The sequence below is a fragment of the Micromonospora sp. NPDC023966 genome (genome assembly GCF_040639095.1).
Taxonomy (GTDB): domain Bacteria; phylum Actinomycetota; class Actinomycetes; order Mycobacteriales; family Micromonosporaceae; genus Micromonospora.
The window spans coordinates 148,860-166,491 of the sequence record NZ_JBEZZJ010000015.1; the positions used below are offsets into that span (position 1 = coordinate 148,860).

Annotated in this window: 20 protein-coding genes and 3 pseudogenes; 8 read left to right on the forward strand and 15 right to left on the reverse strand. The window is 75.5% G+C overall.

All coding sequences use genetic code 11. The annotated features are described in order from the left end of the window. Nucleotides 1–56: 56 nt before the first annotated feature. The gene (locus AB0F68_RS20615; protein ID WP_357340633.1) at nucleotides 57–1,106 is read left to right on the forward strand and encodes a LacI family DNA-binding transcriptional regulator; all 1,050 of its coding nucleotides are present in this window, start codon (nucleotides 57–59) and stop codon (nucleotides 1,104–1,106) included. Here the strand turns inward: AB0F68_RS20615 and AB0F68_RS20620 are convergent. From AB0F68_RS20620 to AB0F68_RS20635, 4 genes and pseudogenes are all read right to left on the reverse strand, one after another. Next, a pseudogene (locus AB0F68_RS20620) lies at nucleotides 1,084–2,022 on the reverse strand (PLP-dependent aminotransferase family protein); the annotation flags it as partial. The gene AB0F68_RS20615 and the pseudogene AB0F68_RS20620 overlap by 23 nt on opposite strands. 51 nt (nucleotides 2,023–2,073) lie before the next feature. Then, nucleotides 2,074–2,403 carry a hypothetical protein gene (locus AB0F68_RS20625; protein WP_357340635.1) on the reverse strand — a complete coding sequence of 110 codons (330 nt, stop codon included), beginning with the start codon at nucleotides 2,401–2,403 and terminating at the stop codon, nucleotides 2,074–2,076. A 10-nt stretch (nucleotides 2,404–2,413) separates the two neighbouring features. After that, a complete protein-coding gene (locus tag AB0F68_RS20630) occupies nucleotides 2,414–3,565 on the reverse strand; it encodes an alpha-hydroxy acid oxidase (RefSeq protein WP_357340638.1) in 1,152 nt (383 codons plus the stop codon). Nucleotides 3,566–3,674: 109 nt separating this feature from the next. Beyond that, nucleotides 3,675–3,803, reverse strand: a pseudogene (locus tag AB0F68_RS20635) (alpha/beta hydrolase); the annotation flags it as partial. 197 nt (nucleotides 3,804–4,000) lie between these two features. Between AB0F68_RS20635 and AB0F68_RS20640 the strand changes: the two are divergent. Next, nucleotides 4,001–4,129 (forward strand): hypothetical protein, encoded by a 129-nt coding sequence (locus tag AB0F68_RS20640; protein WP_357340640.1) that lies wholly within the window; start codon nucleotides 4,001–4,003, stop codon nucleotides 4,127–4,129. Here AB0F68_RS20640 and AB0F68_RS20645 read toward each other — a convergent pair. Further along, nucleotides 4,116–4,724 carry a dihydrofolate reductase family protein gene (locus AB0F68_RS20645; RefSeq protein WP_357340721.1) on the reverse strand — a complete coding sequence of 203 codons (609 nt, stop codon included), beginning with the start codon at nucleotides 4,722–4,724 and terminating at the stop codon, nucleotides 4,116–4,118. The genes AB0F68_RS20640 and AB0F68_RS20645 overlap by 14 nt on opposite strands. On the opposite strand from AB0F68_RS20645, the pseudogene AB0F68_RS20650 reads away from it, so the two are divergent. From AB0F68_RS20650 to AB0F68_RS20665, 4 genes and pseudogenes are all read left to right on the forward strand, one after another. Next, nucleotides 4,723–4,794, forward strand: a pseudogene (locus AB0F68_RS20650) (hypothetical protein); the annotation flags it as partial. The gene AB0F68_RS20645 and the pseudogene AB0F68_RS20650 sit on opposite strands and share 2 nt — an antisense overlap. 221 nt (nucleotides 4,795–5,015) lie before the next feature. Then, nucleotides 5,016–5,204: a hypothetical protein gene (locus AB0F68_RS20655; RefSeq protein WP_357340642.1), complete on the forward strand. Its 189-nt coding sequence runs from the start codon at nucleotides 5,016–5,018 to the stop codon at nucleotides 5,202–5,204. Nucleotides 5,205–5,249: 45 nt separating this feature from the next. Beyond that, nucleotides 5,250–5,639, forward strand: a complete 390-nt coding sequence (locus tag AB0F68_RS20660; RefSeq protein ID WP_357340644.1) for an MmcQ/YjbR family DNA-binding protein — start codon at nucleotides 5,250–5,252, stop codon at nucleotides 5,637–5,639. After that, entirely contained in the window at nucleotides 5,639–6,280 is a 642-nt protein-coding gene (locus tag AB0F68_RS20665; protein WP_357340646.1) for an HAD family hydrolase, read from the forward strand. Before AB0F68_RS20660 ends, AB0F68_RS20665 begins: the two co-directional genes overlap by 1 nt. A gap of 33 nt (nucleotides 6,281–6,313) precedes the next feature. On the opposite strand, the gene AB0F68_RS20670 is transcribed toward AB0F68_RS20665, so the two are convergent. Both AB0F68_RS20670 and AB0F68_RS20675 read right to left on the reverse strand, forming a co-directional pair. Further along, nucleotides 6,314–6,790 (reverse strand): dethiobiotin synthetase, encoded by a 477-nt coding sequence (locus AB0F68_RS20670; RefSeq protein WP_357340723.1) that lies wholly within the window; start codon nucleotides 6,788–6,790, stop codon nucleotides 6,314–6,316. 122 nt (nucleotides 6,791–6,912) lie between these two features. Continuing rightward, nucleotides 6,913–7,596 (reverse strand): TetR/AcrR family transcriptional regulator C-terminal domain-containing protein, encoded by a 684-nt coding sequence (locus tag AB0F68_RS20675; RefSeq protein WP_357340649.1) that lies wholly within the window; start codon nucleotides 7,594–7,596, stop codon nucleotides 6,913–6,915. A gap of 57 nt (nucleotides 7,597–7,653) precedes the next feature. Between AB0F68_RS20675 and AB0F68_RS20680 the strand changes: the two genes are divergently transcribed. Next, on the forward strand, nucleotides 7,654–8,478 hold the full coding sequence (locus AB0F68_RS20680) for an alpha/beta hydrolase (RefSeq protein ID WP_357340651.1): 825 nt from the start codon (nucleotides 7,654–7,656) through the stop codon (nucleotides 8,476–8,478). A gap of 211 nt (nucleotides 8,479–8,689) precedes the next feature. On the opposite strand, the gene AB0F68_RS20685 is transcribed toward AB0F68_RS20680, so the two are convergent. From AB0F68_RS20685 to AB0F68_RS20720, 8 genes are read right to left on the reverse strand one after another with little or no spacing between them, the layout of a single operon-like run. Next, a complete protein-coding gene (locus tag AB0F68_RS20685; RefSeq protein WP_357340654.1) occupies nucleotides 8,690–9,937 on the reverse strand; it encodes a beta-ketoacyl synthase N-terminal-like domain-containing protein in 1,248 nt (415 codons plus the stop codon). Continuing rightward, the gene (locus tag AB0F68_RS20690; RefSeq protein ID WP_357340656.1) at nucleotides 9,934–11,202 is read right to left on the reverse strand and encodes a beta-ketoacyl-[acyl-carrier-protein] synthase family protein; all 1,269 of its coding nucleotides are present in this window, start codon (nucleotides 11,200–11,202) and stop codon (nucleotides 9,934–9,936) included. The genes AB0F68_RS20685 and AB0F68_RS20690 overlap by 4 nt, the downstream gene beginning before the upstream one ends. Further along, on the reverse strand, nucleotides 11,199–11,606 hold the full coding sequence (locus AB0F68_RS20695) for a cupin domain-containing protein (protein ID WP_357340658.1): 408 nt from the start codon (nucleotides 11,604–11,606) through the stop codon (nucleotides 11,199–11,201). Before AB0F68_RS20695 ends, AB0F68_RS20690 begins: the two co-directional genes overlap by 4 nt. After that, nucleotides 11,603–12,310, reverse strand: coding sequence for an SRPBCC family protein (locus AB0F68_RS20700; RefSeq protein ID WP_357340660.1), 708 nt, complete (start codon nucleotides 12,308–12,310; stop codon nucleotides 11,603–11,605). The genes AB0F68_RS20695 and AB0F68_RS20700 overlap by 4 nt, the downstream gene beginning before the upstream one ends. After that, nucleotides 12,307–13,833 carry an acetyl-CoA carboxylase biotin carboxylase subunit gene (locus AB0F68_RS20705; RefSeq protein WP_357340662.1) on the reverse strand — a complete coding sequence of 509 codons (1,527 nt, stop codon included), beginning with the start codon at nucleotides 13,831–13,833 and terminating at the stop codon, nucleotides 12,307–12,309. The genes AB0F68_RS20700 and AB0F68_RS20705 overlap by 4 nt, the downstream gene beginning before the upstream one ends. Next, the gene (gene accB, locus AB0F68_RS20710; RefSeq protein WP_357340666.1) at nucleotides 13,833–14,309 is read right to left on the reverse strand and encodes an acetyl-CoA carboxylase biotin carboxyl carrier protein; all 477 of its coding nucleotides are present in this window, start codon (nucleotides 14,307–14,309) and stop codon (nucleotides 13,833–13,835) included. The genes AB0F68_RS20705 and accB overlap by 1 nt, the downstream gene beginning before the upstream one ends. Then, complete coding sequence (locus AB0F68_RS20715; RefSeq protein ID WP_357340668.1) at nucleotides 14,306–16,036, reverse strand: acetyl-CoA carboxylase carboxyltransferase subunit alpha; 1,731 nt, start codon at nucleotides 16,034–16,036, stop codon at nucleotides 14,306–14,308. Before AB0F68_RS20715 ends, accB begins: the two co-directional genes overlap by 4 nt. Then, nucleotides 16,033–16,365 (reverse strand): TcmI family type II polyketide cyclase, encoded by a 333-nt coding sequence (locus tag AB0F68_RS20720; RefSeq protein ID WP_357340671.1) that lies wholly within the window; start codon nucleotides 16,363–16,365, stop codon nucleotides 16,033–16,035. Before AB0F68_RS20720 ends, AB0F68_RS20715 begins: the two co-directional genes overlap by 4 nt. 413 nt (nucleotides 16,366–16,778) lie before the next feature. On the opposite strand from AB0F68_RS20720, the gene AB0F68_RS20725 reads away from it, so the two are divergent. Then, the gene (locus AB0F68_RS20725; protein ID WP_357340673.1) at nucleotides 16,779–17,627 is read left to right on the forward strand and encodes a BTAD domain-containing putative transcriptional regulator; all 849 of its coding nucleotides are present in this window, start codon (nucleotides 16,779–16,781) and stop codon (nucleotides 17,625–17,627) included. Nucleotides 17,628–17,632: the final 5 nt, after the last annotated feature.

Here is a 17,632-nt window from a genome sequence, read left to right on the forward strand (position 1 = left end):
CGTTTCGCCGTGGCCCCACCCGCCACCGCACGCACTTCCTTCCGGTAGGAGCGCCCATGCACGCTGCCGCCCCCGCCCCGCCGGCCGGCGTCAAGGCCCGGCCCACGCTCCGAGACGTCGCGCTGCTAGCCGGGGTCAGCACCAAGACCGTCTCGCGGGTGGTCAACGGAGAGGCGGGGGTCTCCGCGCCGAAGCTCGCCGCGGTACGCCGGGCGATCGCCCAGCTCGACTACCGGCCGAACTTCACCGCGAGCAGCCTGCGGCGATCCAGCGGCCGCAGCGCGGCCATCGCCGCGGTCCTGGAGGATCTGGCCAACCCCTTCTCGGCCGCCCTGCACCGGGCCCTCGAGGACGCCGCCCGGGACCGGGGCGTGCTCATCTTCGCCGGCAGTGTGGACGAGAGCCCGGACCGGGAGCGGGAGCTGGTGCACGCCTTCACGATGCGGCAGGCCGACGCCCTGGTCGTGGTGCCCGCCACCGACGACCAGAGCTACCTGGCCGGGGAGGTCGCGGCCGGCACCCCGGTCGTGTTCGTGGACCGGCCGCCGGTCGGCCTGGCGGTCGACGCCGTGCTGTCCGACAATCACCACGGGGCCGCCACCGCGGTGCACCACCTCGTCGCGCACGGCCACCGGGACATCGCGTACCTGGGCGACCTGCGGACCATCGCGACGGCCCGGCAGCGCGCGCAGGGCTTCAAGGAGGCGCTGAGCGATCACGGCATCCGGCCGGCCACCATGGTCCACGACCTGCACACCGAGCGCGACTCGGCGGAGGCGGTCCGCCGGCTGCTGCGCGACGACCCGGCCCCGACGGCGCTGTTCACCTCCCAGAACCTGGTCACCATCGGCGCCATCCGCGCCCTGCAGGAACTCGGCCGGCAGCACGAGGTGGCCCTCGTCGGCTTCGACGACTTCCCCCTGGCCGACCTCCTCCAGCCGGCGGTCACGGTGGTCGCGCAGGACCCGGCCGAGATGGGGCGGGTGGCCGCCTCCCTGATCTTCCGGCGGCTGGACGGAGATCAGTGGCGACCCACAATCCACCCGGTCGCCACCCGGCTGGTGGTGCGCGGATCCGGTGAGATCAAGGGGCCGCACGCGCGCTGACGGCGGTGCCGACCGCACCGGCCGACTCGGCGGTGATCAGCGCGGCCAGCCGGTCCAGGCCCAGGTCGATCTGCTCCGGGGTGACCGCGCTGACCGACAGCCGCAGCGCGTTCACCGGCGCGCCGGCGTCGTAGAAGTGCGCCATTGGGGTCCAGAGCACGCCGTACTCGCGGGCCGAGCGGTGCAGCAGCGCGTCGTCCACCCCGAACGGCACGGTGACCACCACGAAGAAGCCGCCGGCCGGGACGTTCCAGCGCACCGGCCCGCGGGGCGGGAAGCGGCGGGCCAGCCCGTCGGCCAGGTGCCGCAGGTTGCGGGCGTACGCGGCCCGCTCCCGGACGTTCGCCGCGACCAGGGAGCAGTCGTGGGCCAGCAGCGCTCCGCCCATCACCGCCTGGCTGATCGGCGAGGTGTTCACGGTGACCATGCTCTTGATCTTCGCTAGCTGGTCGGCGAGCGGGCCGACCGTGCCGTCGGGGCCGGCCACCCGCTGGTCGGCGACGACGTAGCCGACCCGGGCGCCGGGCAGCACGGTCTTGGCGAACGAGCCGAGGTAGACCACTCGGCGGCGGGTGTCCAGCGCCTTGAGGGTGGGCAGCCGCTCGGCGCCGGCGGCCGAGAAGAGGCCGTACGGGTTGTCCTCGATCAGCAGCAGGTCCTCCTCGGCGGCCAGGTCGACCAGCCGCCGCCGGGCCAGGTCCATGCGGACCCCGGAGGGGTTGGCGAAGTCGGGCATCATGTAGCAGGCGCGCGGGCGCAGCCCCTCGGTCCGGGCGCGGTGCACCTGGTCGCGCAGGTCGGCCAGGTCGATGCCGTCGGGGCCGCCGGTTACCGGGCGCACCGGCAGGTCCACCAGGCGGGCCGCGCCGGTCAGCCCGACGTACGTGGGGCACGGCGAGCAGCACGTCGTGCGGCCCGGCCCGCAGCGCGCGCAGCACCAGGAACATCGCCTCCTGGCAGCCGACGGTTACCACGATCGCCTCGGATCGGCGGTGAGCTGCTCGTCCACGGCCAGGTTGCGGGCGATCAGGTGGTGCACGATGCCCTTGGTCCGGCCGTACTGGAGCAGCGTCCGGTCGACCTGGACCGGGCTCAGGCCGAGGTCGTCGGCGAGATGCCGGCGGAAGGTGTCCAGGTGCTCGGCCAGCACCGCGGAGTCGAAGAACTCCTCGTACGGCCGGCCGGCGGCGACCGACACCGCGGCCGGGTAGTGCTGCGCCACCTCGTTCAGGAAGTTCATCGAGTTCAGCGCGGGGTCGTCCACGCTCGGGTGCAGGGCCGTGACGGCCAGGTCCACCGGCTCCCCGTCAGCCTCCGGTCAGGGTGCGCAGCTGGCGGGCGGCGGCCGGGTCGGCGCAGCCGCTGAGGACCAACGCGTCGCGCAGCTCGGCGGCGAGCAGCGCCAGGGCCGCCTCGGCGCTGGCCCGCCCGCCGGCCGCCAGGGCCCAGAGCAGCGGCCGGCCGACCAGCACGCCGGCCGCGCCGAGGGCGAGGGCGCGCAGCACGTCGGTGCCGCCGCGCACGCCGCTGTCCAGCAGCACCGCGCAGTGCTCCCCCACCGCGGCGACCACGTCGGGCAGCGCGGCGGCGCTGCCCGGAGCGCCATCGAGCTGCCGCCCGCCGTGGTTGGAGACCACCACGGCGTCCACCCCGGTCTCCGCCGCGCGGACCGCGTCGCGCGGGTCCAGGATGCCCTTCACCAGCAACGGCACCGGCGTACGCTCCCGCAGCCAGGCCAGGTCGGCCCAGTTCAGCGCGGGGGCGAACACCGCGCCGGTGTGCACCGCCACCGCGGACACCCCGGGGGTGCCCTGGTGGGCCAGGTCGTTCCGGCCTCCGGGCAGGTTCGCCGCGGTGACGTGCGGCGGCAGGGTGAAGCCGTTGCGCACGTCGCGCAGCCGTCGGCCGAGCACCGGCACGTCGACGGTGACCATCAGCCCGGTGCAGCCCGCGGTCAGCGCCCGGTCCAGCAGGTCGGCCACCATGCCCCGGTCTCGCAGCCAGTAGAGCTGGAACCAGACCGTGCCGCCGACCGCGGCGACCGCCTCGATCGGCGTGCTGGCCAGGGTGCTCGCCACGTAGGGCACGCCGGCCGCGCGGGCCGCCGCGGCGAGGCCCAGCTCGCCGTCCGGGTGCAGCAGTTTCTGGTACGCCATCGGCGCGACCGCCACCGGCAGGGCGAACCGGCCACTGGGTAGTGGCGCCTCGGTGGACGGGACGTCCACGCCGGCCAGCATCCGGGGCAACACCGCCACCCGGTCCAGCGCCGCCCGGTTCGCGGCCAGGGTGGTCTCGGTGCCGCTGCCGCCGGCCACGTAGTCCCACACCTCGGCGGGAAGCGCCGCCCGGGCCAGCTCGGCGAAGTCGGCCAGGCTCGCCGGCGGCACGAACGCGGGTTCGGCGCGGGCGTCCGGGCCGGCGAGGTCGCCCGGTCGCCGCCCGGGCACCGCCGGACGCATCGCAGCCGTCGTCTTCGGGTCAGCCACGGTCGGCCCCACTCGCCCCCGAGCCGGCGGACGGCCCGGCTGGGGTGAGGCCGAACCGCGCCCGCAGGAACGCGGCGGCCTGCCCGGCGCCGGCGCGGATCGCGGCGAGATCTGCGGCGCGGGCCTCGGCGAGGTTCTGGGTGTAGAGCGGCGCGGTGCCGGCGGCCGCACGCGCGGCCCGCCACGCGACCACCTGCGGGTCGAGCGTCATCGGTCCTCCCCGGGTGGTCACGAACAGCTTGTCGATGCTGCGCAGGAAGAGGCTGCCACTGTACGAGTTGGGCTGGCTGACCGCCAGCCCGGGGAAGCGGGAAAGAGCCGGGGCAGGCCCCGCCGGTGTCACAGACCGAGCAGTCGCAAGGGGACGGCGCCCGCCATCGCCTGGGCGCCGGAGTCGTTCGGACGGATGTGGTCCCCGGCGTCGTGATGGCGGTGGCCTGCCCGGTGCTCACCGTGGCGCCGCTGCTGGTGAGCCGCCGGCCGGCGGCGGAGCCGGTGGCCTCCACCCCGGCCGGACCGGCGGTCAGCGGTAGCTGAGCTGCACGACGCCGTTGCCGAACCGGCGCTCGGTGACCAGGTCGAGGTCGAGGCGGCTGCCGGCCGGGAAGAGCGGCCGGCCCGCGCCGAGCACGACCGGGTTGACGTAGAGCCGCCACTCGTCGACCAGGCCGTGCCGGGCGAAGGCGGCCGCCAGCTCGGCGCCGCCGAGGGCCATGTCGCCGCCCTGCTGCTCCTTGAGCGCCCGCACCTCCTCGGGGACGACCTCGCGCACCAGGGTGGAGTTCCAGTCGACGCGCTCCAGCGTGCGCGAGTAGACGAGCTTCGGCATGTCCCGCCAGATCGCGGCGAACTCGCGCACCGGCGCGGTGCTGGCCGGGTCCTGGTCGGCGGTGGGCCAGAAACTCGCCATCAGCTCGTAGTTGCGGCGGCCGTCGAGGAAGGCGGACATGCCACGCAGCTCGTCGTTGAAGTGCCGGTGCAGCTCGTCGTCGACCCGGTGCCAGCTCAGATCGCCGCCAGGCCCCTCGAAGTAGCCGTCGAGGGAGACCGACAACGCCACGATGATCCTGCGCATCCCGACCCCGATCTGGTTGGCGGACCGTGCCGCCAGTCTGCCAGGATCTCCCGTCATGCACGGGGAACAGGTGACCGCGTTGCTAGCCGAGTTCGACAGGGCCGGCCTCCGGGCCTGGGTGGCCGGCGGCTGGGCGGTGGACGCCCTGGTGGGCCGCCGGACCCGTCCGCACCGGGACCTCGCCACCGGGTGCAGGTCGATCGCGCGCCCGTCCGGCGCAGCCAGTTCGGCCCGCACCGGCAGCCAGTCGACGGTGGTCGCGAAGCCGAGCCGGCCGAGCATTGCCAGCACCAGCGCCTGCTGGGCCCCGTCCACGGCCAGGTCGCCTTCCGCCCGGACGGCAGCGGCGTGCAGGCCGGGTTGGACGGGGCCGAGTTCCGCTACGCCGCCGACGGGTTCACCACCGGGGTCGTCGACGGGCGGGTGGTGCCCTGCCTCTCGGCCGCCCAGCAGCTGCGCTTCCGCACCGGCTACCCGCTGCGGGACGTGGACCGCCACGACCTGGCCCTGCTCCGGCCGCTGGCATCGGCCGGCTGAGCCGCGACGGGCGCCGGTGTCGGTGGGGCGGCGTAGGGTCGGCCCATGGCGACCTGGGACGACGTCCGGCGGATCGCGCTCGCCCTGCCGGAGACCACCGAGCGCGGTTCGCACGACGACCTGCCGGCCTGGCGGGTGCGCGACAAGCTCTTCGTCTGGGAGCGGCCGCTGCGCCGCGCCGACCTCGACGCGCTGGGCGACGCCGCGCCCGACGGCCCGATCCTCGGCGCCCGGGTGCCCGACCTGGGCGCCAAGGAGGCGCTGCTGGCCGACGACCCCGAGGTCTACTTCACCACGCCGCACTTCGAGGGCTACCCGGCGGTGCTGGTCCGGCTCGACCGGATCGGGGTCGACGAGCTGACCGAGCTGGTCACCGAGGCCTGGTACGCGCGCGCCCCGAAGCGGCTCGCCACCGGGTACCGGGCCGGCGGCTGATGCCGGCCGGCGCCGGACGGGTGGCCGGGATCGTCTTCGACATGGACGGCACGCTGATCGAGTCGCACGAGGTGGTGCCGGCGGCCTACCGCGCGGCGGTGCTGGCCGGCGGCGGTCCGGAGCGCACCGACGCCGAGGTCATCGCGGGCTACCCGATCGGCCCGCCGGCCGACCTCCTGACCCACCTGCTCGGGCGGCCCGCCACCGACGCGGACCTGGCCGCCTACCACGCCCACCTGGCCGCGCTCGCCGAGCGGGTCACCGTCTACCCCGGGGTCGCCGAGGTGCTCGCCGAGGTCGCCGCCCGGGTGCCGGTGGGCCTGTTCACCGGCGCGAGCCACCGCGCGGCCGAGACCCTGCTCGACCGGGTCGGGCTGCTCGGCCGCTTCCGGGTCGTCCTCGGCGGGGACCAGGTGCCGCGCCCCAAGCCGGCACCGGACGGGATCGAGCTGGCCTGCCGGCGGCTGGGCGTGGCACCGGGCCGCGCCGCGTACGTGGGTGACTCACCGTTGGACCTGCGCGCCGCCCGGGACAGCGGCGCGGTGGCGGTGGCTGCGGCCTGGGGCCACCAGTACGACGCCACGGAGGCGGCCGACCTCACCGCGGCCCGGCCCGCGGACCTGCTGGCGCTGCTCGACTGACTGGGCGGCAGCCGGCTGAGGCACCCGTCGGAGTCACGCTTCGGGGGCTGGCCGGTCCGGGAGGGCCAGGCGCACGGCTTCCTCGGGCGTGGCCGCGATGACCGGCCCGGAGACCGGGACGCCGTGGGCGTCGACGACCCGCCAGCCGCCGAGCACCACCACCGGGATTCCGCCGCGCCACAGGGCCAGCGCCACCTCGCTGAGGGTCCCCCAGGAGCCGCCGACCGCGATCACCGCGTCCGCGCTCCACACCAGGATGGCGTTGCGGGCCTCGCCCATGTTGGTCACCACCGAGGCGGACAGCTCGACGGGGGCGGGCTCGGTGCCGCCGTCGGGGCGTACCCCGATGACCAGGCCGGCGCGGTCGCGGACGCCGGCGGCGACCGCGGCCATCACCCCGCCACCCCCGCCGCAGAGCACGGTGACCCCGCGCTCGGCCAGCAGCTCCCCCACCCGCCGGGCCTGCGCAAGTTCCTCAGGCGTCGCCTCCGCCGGCCCGCACACCGCCATCTGCACCCCGCCATTGTCCCCTGTCCACGGACACCCAGTCCATGATCGACGGATCCGGTAGGCCAGTGACCTCCAGTGGGCCGACCGGATCGGCGCCGAGCTGCGGTCGGTGCGGCCGGAGGTCAGGCCGGGTCGGTGGTGAGCAGGCCGGTGAGCAGGCTGCGCAGGGTGCGCTCGAAGAGGTCCCCGTCGGGTCGGGCGGACGGAGGTTCGGCGAACGCGGCCGCCAGATGGGGGTACGCCGCCAGGTCGACGTGGTCGAAGGTGACCGTGCCGGCGGCCGCCGCGCTGCGGGCGAAGAGCGACACCACCCCAGTGACCATGGCGATCGCCTCGAACTTCGCGGCGACCCCGGCCCGGACCGGTTGCAGGAGGCGCAGGCAGGCGTCGAAGTAGGCGAGGGTGTTCGGCCCGGGCACCGCGCGCCGGGCGATGGCGTCGGGCAGCCACGGGTGGCGCCGGTAGAGCGCCAGTTGGCGGCGGGCCAGCAGGAGGAACTGGTCCTGCCAGCTCCCGCCGTCCTTCGGGTACGGCCGCAGCTCGCCCACGCACCGGTCGACCATCAGGTCCAGCAGGTCGTCACGGGACGACAGATGCCGGTAGAGGGAGCCGGCAGCCATCTCGAGCGCCCCGGCGACCGCGCGCATCGACACGCCGGCCAGCCCGTCGGCGTCGGCCAGCTCGACGGCGGCGGCGGCGATCTGGTCCCGGCTGTGCGTCGGGGCGGGACCGCGGGCGCCGCGCTCCGGCCGCGCCCAGACGGACGGCCGGTCGGGCTCCGCAGAACTGGTGGGTGCGCCACTCACCAGACCACTGTAAACTGCAAACAGCGTTCGCGGTTTTGCGGGCGGGAGGGAGCAGCCATGCAGCGGATCACGGCGCCGGACGGCGCGGGGATCGTCCTGCACTCGACGGGCACGGGACCGGATCTCGTCGTGGTGCACGGTGGCGGAGTCACCGTCCACGAGTACCGGCGGCTCGCGGCGCGGCTCGCCGACCGGTTCACCGTGCACCTCTACAACCGGCGCGGCCGGGCGGACGCCGCGGCGCGGCGGGAGCCGTACACGGTGGAGCAGGAGATCGAGGACCTCGGGGCGGTGCTCGCGCACACCGGGGCCCGGCGGGCCATCGGGCACAGCTACGGCGCGTTCGTCGTGCTGCGGGCCGCGCTGCGGCTGCCGCTGGACCAGATCGCGGTCTACGACCTGCCGCTGCGCCTGGCCGGACACGGCCTGCCGACCGCGTTCCTGGACCCGGCCGAGGATGCGGTCCGGGCCGGGGACACCGCACGGGCGCTGGCGATCGTGGGGGCCGGCGTCAACCCGCAGTCACCCGCGTCGAGGCTGCCGCTCGGCGTGCGCACGGCGATCTGCCGGGCGTTCCTGCGCACCCCGGTCGGCCGGACGATGGGGGGCCTAGTGGGGATGACGCTGGCCGAGTCGCGGCAGATCGAGGCCCACGAGGGACCGGCCGAGGAGTACGCCGGAATCACCGCCGAGGCGTTGCTGGCCAGCGGCGCCAAGGCGGCGCCCTACTTCACGGAGATCAACGAGCGGCTGGCCACCGTCCTCCCCCGGGCCCGCACCCTGCGGGTGCCGGGCAGCGCCCACAACGGCATCGCCGCCGCACCCCCGCACGTGGTCAACCCGATCGCCGCCTTCTTCACCACCGCCACCGACCGGGGTTGATCAAGAGGTTGGCGTCGTGCGGCGGGCCGGATCCCGACGTGAACTTCTTGATCAATGCCAGCGGAGGGGGTCAGTCGGTGCGGAGGATGCCGGTCATGAGGACGCCTCTCGCCAGGTTGAGGACGCCCTCGCAGCCGCATCTGGAGCAGATTCCCAGCCCGAGCGCTGTGGTCCACCACTTCTTCTGGCGACGGTGACCGGCCGGGAACACCTAGACTCCGCTCGCCGGCGGCGGGGCGGCGCCGCGCAGCACCACCGCGCTGTTGAAGCCGTCGAAGCCGCGCGCCCCGACCAGGGCGATGCGGCTGCGCGGCGGGCGCGGCCGGCGCAGGAACGTCAGCTCACACCCCGGGGCGGGCTGCTCCGGACCGGCCGAGGCTGGCAGCAGGCCGTGGTGGAAGGCGAGCAGCGCGGTGGCCGCGTCCAGCGCCGAACCGCCCTGGTGGGCCCGGCCGGTCAGCGGCTTCTGCGTGGTCACCGGCGGGGTCGCCGCGCCGAAGACCGCGCGCAGGGCGGCTGCCTCGGCCCGGTCGTACGCGGGCACGCCGAGCGCGTCCGGCCAGATGACGTCCACGTCGTGCGGGCGGACCGCGGCCCGGTCCAGGGCCAGCCGCAGCGCCCGGGCGTAGTGGGTCGGGTCGGGGCCGGCCTCGGGGTCGGTCGGCGCGGCGTCGTGGGTGGCTGCCCAGCCGGTGATCTCCCCGTAGATCCGGGCTCCCCGGTCCAGCGCGTGCCCCAGCTCCTCCACCACGAACACCGCGCCGCCCTCGGCCGGCACGTAGCCGGTGGCGGTGGCGTCGAACGGCCGGTACGCCCGCTCCGGGTCGGCCACGTCGCTGAGCAGCCCGGAGCGGAGCTGGCAGGCCAGCGCGTACGGGCTGAGCGGGCACTCGGTCGCCCCCGCCACCACCAGCGGGGTGCCGCGGCGGATGGTCCGCACCGCGTGGGCGAGGCTGTCCAGCCCGCCGGCCGACTCGGAGACGGTCACCCCGCACGGCCCCTTGAGCTGGTGCCGGATGGAGAGCTGGCCGACGCTGGCCGCGTAGAACCAGGCGATAGACTGGTACGCCCCGACGGTCCGGGTCGGCCCGCCCCAGAGCCGTTGCAGCTCCTTCTGCCCGAACAGGTTGCCGCCCGAGGAACTTGCCAGGGTGACCGCCCAACGGTACGGGTCGGTGGCCTCCTCGGGCAGGCCGGCGTCGGCCAGCGCCAGCCGGGTGGCGGCGAAGCCCAGGTGGGTCCACCGGTCGGTCTGCACCCGTTGCCGGGTGTCGGTGAACCCGGCCGGGTCGAAGTCGGGCACCTCCCCGGCGATCCGGGTCGGGTAGCCGGCCGGGTCGAACAGGGTGATCGGCCCGGTGCGCCGGGTGCCGGCGAGCACCGCGTCCCAGTGCGCCCGCGCGCCGACCCCGGTGGGCGCAACCACCCCGATCCCGGTCACCACGGCCCGCGCCGTCATGGGTTGACCGCCATCCGGCGGAAGATCATCGCGGACTGGAAGCCGCCGAAGCCGCTGCCCACCGACAGCGCCACGTCCACCGGCACCTCCCGCGCCTCGTTGGGCACGTAGTCCAGGTCGCACTCGGGGTCCCGGGTGGCCCAGTTGGCGGTGGGCGGGACCACGCCGTACTCGATGGCCAGCGCGCAGGCGGCCATCTCGATCGAGCCGATCGCGCCGAGCGAGTGCCCGACCATCGACTTGATCGAGCTGATCGGCACCCGGTACGCGGCCGGCCCCAGCGCCCGCTTGAACGCGGCGGTCTCGTGCCGGTCGTTCTGCCGGGTGCCGGAGCCGTGCGCGCTGACGTACGACACGGCCGACGGGGCGAGCCGGGCCTGGCGCAGAGCGTCGCTGATGGCCACGGCCATCTCCGCCCCGTCGGGGCGCAGCCCGGTCATGTGGAAGCCGTTGCTGCGGCTGGCGTAGCCGGCCACCTCGCAGTAGACGTGCGCGCCCCGGCGGCGGGCGTGCTCCGCCTCCTCCAGCACCAGCACTGCCGCGCCCTCGGCCAGGACGAAACCGTGCCGGTCGGCGTCGAAGGGCCGGGAGGCGTGCTCCGGGTCGTCGTTGTCCGGGCTGGTGGCGCCGATGGCGTCGAACGAGGCGACGGTGACCGGGGAGATCGGCGAGTCGGACGCCCCGGCCAGCACGATGTCCGCCTCGCCGTCGACGACGAGCTGGTGGGCGTAGCCGATGGCGTCGATGCCGGAGGTGCAGCCGGTGGAGACCACCTGGGCCGGGCCGTGCAGGCCGTGCCGGCAGGCCACGTCGGCGGCCAGGCTGCTGGGGATCAGCGCCTGGTACAGGTACGGCCCGCCGAGGGTGTGGTCGACCAGCCAGCGCCGGCCGGAGTCGCTGACCCGGACGTACTCCTTCTCCAGCGCCATGGTGCCGCCGACGGCGGTGCCGAGCACCACGCCGGCCCGTTCCCGGTCGGCGTCGGAGAGGGTCAGGCCGCTGTCGGCGAGCGCCTCGGCGGAGCAGGCGAGGGCGAACTGCACGTACCGGTCGGCGCGCTGCCGCTCGGCGAGGGTGATGCCGGCGGCGTCCGGATCGAAGTCGCACTCGGCGGCGATCTGCGAGCGGAACGGCGACGGATCGAAGAAGCTGATCCGGCGGGTGGCGGTGCGCCCCTCGGTGATGGTCTTCCAGAACCGGTCCCGGGTGGCGCCGCCGGGGGCGACGACGCCGACGCCGGTGACCACGGTGCGCCGGCCGGTCACGACGGTTTCCGGGGTGGTGGGGCGCCCTCGGTGTCGACGTGGCCGAGTTCCGGGCGGGGGGCGAGCGGTCCGAGGTGGAAGACCACCTCGGCCGGCTCGTCGCCGGTGTTGCGCAGCCGGTGCCGCACGTCCCGGGGCACGAAGAGCGCCTCCCCGGCGGCGAGGGGCACCGGCTGGTCGTCCAGGTCGACGGTGATGACGCCGCGGGCCACGTAGAGGAACTCCTCGCTGTAGGGGTGGTAGTGCTCGGCGATCCGCTCCCCCGACGCCAGCGTGGCCACCCCCATGAAGCCGGAGGTGCTGCCGACGGTCTTCGGGCCGAGCAGCACCCGCAGCTCGCCGCCGCGCCGCCGGTCGGCGGTGACGTCGTGGACGGAGACCCGGGCGGTGGTGGTGTCGGTCATCGCGCGCCTCCCGCGTGCGCCCGCTCGATCCGCTCCTTGATGACGGCGAGCTGGACCTTGCTGTTGGTGTTGATCCGCTCGGTCATGCCGGCGTTGTCGACCGGCGCGGTGGGCTTCATGGCGAAGTCCTGCACCCAGGTCATCCGGGTGCCGCCGGGGATCTCGTCGTAGCGCCAGTGGATCCGCATGTACTCGAACGGGCCGGTCTCGACCCGGCGGGCGTGCACCTCGCGGGTGGCCGGGTCGGCGGTGCGTTCGCTGACCCAGCTCCACGACGTGCCGTTCTCGTCGGGGTGCATGGTCAGCCGGAACCGGACCGTGTCGCCCTCCCGGTGCAGGATGTCGACCACCGCGTACTCGGTGAACAGCTCGGTCCACCGGGCGACGTCGTTGGTGATCTCCCAGACCAGCGGCAGCGGGGCGGCGATGTCGACGGCGTTCTCGGTGTGCCCGGGCTGGTCCGCCTTCCGGGCCACCAGGTCGGCCACGCCGGCGATGCTGAGCTGCCCGGCCTGCTCCGGGATCTTCACCCGCCACCGGTCGGCCACGACCGCGGAGAGTTCGAGCAGCGCCAGCGAGTCCATGCCCAGCTCCTCCAGGCTGGCGGCCGGGGTGCGGGCGGCCGCGTCGGCGTCCAGGCCGCAGTGGGTCACCAGGATGTCGGTGATCTCGTTGGCGAGCGGTCGGTCGGGAGCGACGGTCATCGGTTCCTCCAGGCGTTCGGGCCGGCGGCGGGCACGGCCGTGACGGGGGTACGGCCGGCCGGGTCGGCGTCGGCTCGGGTGTCGGGCACCGGGACGGGCGCGACCGGCCCGGCCCGGTCGGCGACCGGCGCGACATCGGCGACCGGCGGGCGCACGGCGGCGGATACGGCGGCGGGCGGCGTGAGCAGACGTTCCACCAGGGCGGTGGTGTGCCGCGCGGCGCGGAAGGCGGCGTCGCGCAGCACCCGCCGGGCGAACGGGATGGTGGTGCGCACCCCCGGACCGGCCACCTCGAACTCGCCGAGCGCCCGGTCGAGCCGGTCCAGCGCGCCGTCCCGGTCCGGCGCCCAGACCGCCACCTTGGCCAGCAGCGAGTCGTAGTGCGGGCTGACCAGGTAGCCGACGTGGCCGTGGGTGTCGACCCGGGTGAACGGGCCGCCGGGCGGCCGGAACCGGTCCAGCCGGCCGGGCGCCGGTGCGAAGTCGCGCTCCGGGTCCTCCACGTTGACCCGGCACTCGACCGCCACCCCGCGCAGCCGGACGTCCTCCTGCCGCCAGCGCAGCGGCGTGCCGGCGGCGACGTGCAACTGCTCGTGGACCAGGTCGATGCCGGTGACCAGCTCGGTCACCGGATGCTCCACCTGGATCCGGCAGTTGATCTCCAGGAAGTGGCAGCGCTCCGCCTCGTCGACCAGGAACTCGACGGTGCCGGCGCCGGTGAAGCCGACCGAGAGGGCGCCGCGCAGCGCGGCCTCGGCCAGCGTGTCGAGGGTGGCCGGTCGCAGCGCCGGAGCGGGGGCCTCCTCGATCAGCTTCTGGTGCCGGCGCTGCACCGAGCAGTCCCGGGTGCCCAGGTGGATCCCGTTGCCGTGGCCGTCGCAGAGCACCTGCACCTCGACGTGCCGGGCGTCGGCCAGGTAGCGCTCGACGTACACCCGGTCGTCGCCGAAGGCGACCTGGGCGGCGGCGCGGGTGCGGGTGTACGCCCGGGGCAGCTCGGCGGCGCACCGGACCACGGTCATCCCGCGCCCGCCGCCGCCGGCGGCCGCCTTGACGATCACCGGGTAGCCGACCTCGGCGGCCACGGCGAGCGCGTCGGCGGCGGTCGGCAGGGTCCGCACGCTGCCCGGCGGCAGCGGCAGGCCGGCCCGGCTCATCAGCGCCCGCGCGGTGGACTTGTCGGCGAGGGCGGCCATCACCTGCGGCGGCGGGCCGACGAAGGTGAGCCCGTTCTCCGCGCAGATCTCGGCGAAGTCGGCGTCCTCGGAGAGGAAGCCGTAGCCGGGGTGCACGGCCTGGGCGCCGGTCTGCCGGGCCGCCTCGACGATCGCGGCGGCGTTCAGGTAGCTCTGCCGGCTGGCCGCCGGTCCGATTTGGACGGTCTCGTCGGCCAGCCGCACCGGCAGCGAGTCGGCGTCGGCGCTGGAGTGCACCACCACCGTCCGGACGCCCAGCTCCCGGCAGGCGCGCAGCACGCGCAGCGCAATCTCGCCCCGGTTGGCGATCAGCACCTTGTCGAACATCAGGCGTCCCGTCCGGTGAGCGGTTCCAGGGCGATCAGCGGCTGGTCGTACTCGACGGGCTTGCCGTCCTCCACCAGCAGCTCGACGACCCGCCCGGCCTGGCCGGCGGTCACCTCGTTCATCAACTTCATCGCCTCGACGATGCCGACCACCTGGCCGGGCCGGACCACGTCGCCGACGGCCACGAACGGGGCGGCGGCGGGCTCGGGGGACCGGTAGAAGGTGCCCACCACGGGCGCCCGCACCACCGGCCGGTCCGTCGCCGGCGCCGCCTCGACCCGCGGCTCGGTGACCGGCTCCGCCTCGGCACGCGGCGCGGGCGCCGGCCGGGCCGGGCCGTGCCACTCCACCTCGAGCACGGTCTCGCCGCTGCGCAGCCGTACCCGGCGCACCGGGCCGGCCAGTTCGGCGACCAGCTTGCGGGCGTGCCGGCTCAACCCGTCCAGCACCTCCTCGGGCCCCGCCTCCGCGCTCACCGCGCCACCTCCGTTCGTGTCCGACTCCCGATCGCCTCGCCCGGCGGGTTCGTGGCGGCCGAGCGCGCGGCGCCGAAGCGGCGGAAGCGCTGCCGGCGGCGGCGGACCAGGGTGGCCGGCGGCACGGCGAGCAGCGGGGCGAGGTTCGCCGCCACCGCCCGGCCCAGCAGCTCGGCCGCGCCGGCCGGGTCGCCGTGGGCGGCGGGCCGCGGCTCGGGCACCACCTCGTCGACCACCCCCAGCCGGCACAGGTCGGCGGCGGTGAGCCGGAGCGCCCGGGCGGCCTGCGGCGCGGCCGAGCTGTCCGGCCAGAGGATCGCGGCGCAGCCCTCCGGGCTGATCACCGAGTAGACGGCGTGCTCCAGCATGAGCACCCGGTCGGCGACCGCGAGGGCGAGGGCCCCACCGCTGCCGCCCTCGCCGGTGACCACCGCGACGACCGGCGTGGGCAGCACGCTCAGCGCGAGGATGTTCTCCGCGATGGCGGCGGCCTGGCCCTGCTGCTCGGCGTCCACGCCCGGGTCGGCGCCCGGGGTGTCCACCAGGGTCACCACCGGCAGGCGGAGCCGGGCCGCGAGGCGCATCAGCCGCAGCGCCTTGCGGTGCCCGGCCGGGCTGGCCATGCCGAAGTTGCGGGCCACCATCTCGGCGGTGGTGTGTCCCTTCTGGTGGCCGATCACCATCACCGGCCGGCCGTCCAGCCGCGCCACCCCGCCGACGACCGCCGCGCAGTCCGCGCCCAGCCGGTCGCCGTGCAGCTCCACGAAGCCGTCGAAGGCGGTCTCCAGGTAGTCGAGGGTGGTGGGCCGGCCGGGGTGCCGCGCCGTGCGTACCGTCTCCCACGCGTCCCGGGCCGGGCCGCTCGCCGCGGGCGCGGCGGCCGGTCGCGGCGCCGGCTCCTGCCGGGGTACGGGCAACCGCCGGGCGGCCTCGGCGGCGGCGAGCAGCGCGGTCAACCGGCCGCGCAGCGCGTGCCGGGGCACCACCAGGTCGACCTGACCGTGCCGGAGCAGGAACTCGGCGGTCTGGAAGCCCTCCGGCAGCGTGGCGCCGGTGACCTGGCGGATCACCCGGGGCCCGGCGAAGCCCAGCCGGGCGCCGCTCTCGGCGAGCACCACGTCGGTGTTGGTGGCGAAGGAGGCGGCCACCCCGCCGTACGTGGGGTCGGTGATGACGCTGACGGTGAGCAGCCCCGCCTCGCGCAGCCCGGCGACGGCCTGGCTGACCGTCGCCATCTGCATCAGCGACAGCGCGCCCTCCTGCATCCGCGCCCCGCCGGAGGCGGTGACCAGCACCAGCGGCGTGGCGTCGGCCAGCGCCCGCTCCGCGGTCCGGGTGATCAGCTCGCCGACCGCGCAGCCGAGGCTGCCGCCGAGGAAGCGGAAGTCCATCACCGCCAGGGCGACCGGGTGGCCGCCGACCCGTGCGGTCCCGCAGAGCACCGCCTCGTCCAGGCCGGTGGCGGCGCGGGCCGCGCCGAGCCGGTGCGGGTAGGGCAGCGCGTCGACGAACCCGATCGGGTCGACCCGCACCGCCGGCTCCGGCAGCGGGGTGAACGAGTCCGGGTCGACCAGCTGCGTCACCCGGTCCGGCGCGTCGAGCCGCGCGTGCGACCCGCACTCCGGGCAGACGTCGAGGTTGCGCCGCAACCGCTTGCGGTAGAGCAGGGAGGCGCAGCCGTCGCAGCGGGACCAGAGCTGCTCGTCCTGGGGCGCGGTGGTGGTCACGACCGCCGCCCAGGGGCGTCGTACCGGTAGAAGCAGTGGGCCATGGCGTCGCGCGGCGAACGCCAGGTCGGCAGGTACGGCGAGATGTACGGGCGGAGCCGCTCGCTGACCCGGACGAACTCGGGATGGCCGCGCGCCTCCTCCACCGCCCCCTGCGCCGGCACCTCCGTCTCCAGGAGATGGACGTAGAGGTCGTGCAGCCGGTAGAGGGAGCGGTGCCGGACGCCGACCAGGCCGGGCAGTTCGGTCGCGTCGGACGCGGCGAAGATCTCGGCGACCCGATCCTCGGCGGTCGGCACCACCTTGGCGACGATGAGCGAGCGGTCCATGCGCAGCCTCCCCTGAGTGCGTCCCGGTGCGTGACGACCGGTCTCGCCGGACGACTGGCGACACGGTGCCGCCGGCACCGTCAACGCGGCGTCAACCGGCCACCATCGGGCCGGGAAGTCGGTGACGCTGCGTTGACGCAAACTGTGCGGTAGCTGTGGGAAGATCGAATTCGCGAATAGATGACGACACTTCTTCGCAGTTCACAGGACGTTCGTCCGGCCATTACGGACGGTCAGCAAACTGACGCGGCGTTGACGCAGAGTAACAAGTGTTGATATCCTCCGTACCGGCCAGCCCGGCCACAGCGGGCTTTCTCCGCCGCGGCGGAGCCGTTCCGACACCGGCGTCGCGGGCAGCCGAGCCGGGCAACAGAGGACGGTCGGGACGAGGGTTCCGTGCAGGGGGTGCACCCGTGTCCGGTGGATCGAGGATGCCGACGGCGGGAGACCCCGTCCCACGGGTGTCGCTGCACCTGCTCGGCGGGTTCCGGCTGCTCCACGACGACGACACCCCGGTGGTGGTGCCCCGGGGGCTGCAACGGGTCATCGCCCTCATCGGGCTGCGCCCGGGCGCCACCCGCAGCCACCTCGCCGGGCTGCTCTGGCCCGAGACCTCCGAGGACCGGGCACTCTCCTCGCTGCGCACCGCGCTCTGGCGGCTCCGGCAGGATCCCTGCTGTCCGCTGTGCACCGACGGTGACACCGTCCGCCTCGGCCCCACCGTCCACCTCGACGTCGACGAGCTGGTCGCGACCGCCGCCCGGGTACGCGAGGGCGAGGTGCCCCGGGGGGCCGCCGGCGCCGGCCGGCACGACCTCCTCCCCGGCTGGTACGACGACTGGGTGCTGCTGGAGCGGGAACGGCTGCGTCAGCTCCGGCTGCACATGCTGGAGGAGCTCGCCGGCAACCACCTCGCCGCCGGCCGGCACGGCGAGGCGCTGGAGGCGGCGCTGGAGGCGATGGCCGCCGAACCGCTGCGGGAGACCCCGCACCGCCTGGTGGTCCGCATCCACCTCGCCGAGGGCAACGCGTTCGAAGCGGTGCACGCCTTCTACGTCTACCGGGACCTGCTGCTGCGCGAGCTGCGCCTGGAGCCGTCCCCGGCGATGTGCGCGCTACTCGACGACACCCTCGCCCCGATCCGGCGGGCAAGCCGGCGGGAGGCCCCGCCGCGGCGCGCCGACCGGACCAACGCCCCCGGCCGCCCGGCCGGCCCCACGTCGCGCGGCGCGGCCGCACCCACCAAGCCGCACCCCCGCTGACCGTC

What these genes read in the sequence shown, in the direction of transcription:
- AB0F68_RS20615 (WP_357340633.1), top strand. Translation starts at nt 57, where the DNA reads ATGCACGCTGCCGCCCCCGCCCCGCCGGCCGGCGTCAAGGCCCGGCCC.
- AB0F68_RS20630 (WP_357340638.1), bottom strand. Translation starts at nt 3,565, where the DNA reads ATGCGTCCGGCGGTGCCCGGGCGGCGACCGGGCGACCTCGCCGGCCCG.
- AB0F68_RS20645 (WP_357340721.1), bottom strand. Translation starts at nt 4,724, where the DNA reads ATGACGGGAGATCCTGGCAGACTGGCGGCACGGTCCGCCAACCAGATC.
- AB0F68_RS20660 (WP_357340644.1), top strand. Translation starts at nt 5,250, where the DNA reads ATGGCGACCTGGGACGACGTCCGGCGGATCGCGCTCGCCCTGCCGGAG.
- AB0F68_RS20665 (WP_357340646.1), top strand. Translation starts at nt 5,639, where the DNA reads ATGCCGGCCGGCGCCGGACGGGTGGCCGGGATCGTCTTCGACATGGAC.
- AB0F68_RS20670 (WP_357340723.1), bottom strand. Translation starts at nt 6,790, where the DNA reads ATGGCGGTGTGCGGGCCGGCGGAGGCGACGCCTGAGGAACTTGCGCAG.
- AB0F68_RS20680 (WP_357340651.1), top strand. Translation starts at nt 7,654, where the DNA reads ATGCAGCGGATCACGGCGCCGGACGGCGCGGGGATCGTCCTGCACTCG.
- AB0F68_RS20685 (WP_357340654.1), bottom strand. Translation starts at nt 9,937, where the DNA reads ATGACGGCGCGGGCCGTGGTGACCGGGATCGGGGTGGTTGCGCCCACC.
- AB0F68_RS20695 (WP_357340658.1), bottom strand. Translation starts at nt 11,606, where the DNA reads ATGACCGACACCACCACCGCCCGGGTCTCCGTCCACGACGTCACCGCC.
- AB0F68_RS20700 (WP_357340660.1), bottom strand. Translation starts at nt 12,310, where the DNA reads ATGACCGTCGCTCCCGACCGACCGCTCGCCAACGAGATCACCGACATC.
- AB0F68_RS20705 (WP_357340662.1), bottom strand. Translation starts at nt 13,833, where the DNA reads ATGTTCGACAAGGTGCTGATCGCCAACCGGGGCGAGATTGCGCTGCGC.
- AB0F68_RS20720 (WP_357340671.1), bottom strand. Translation starts at nt 16,365, where the DNA reads ATGGACCGCTCGCTCATCGTCGCCAAGGTGGTGCCGACCGCCGAGGAT.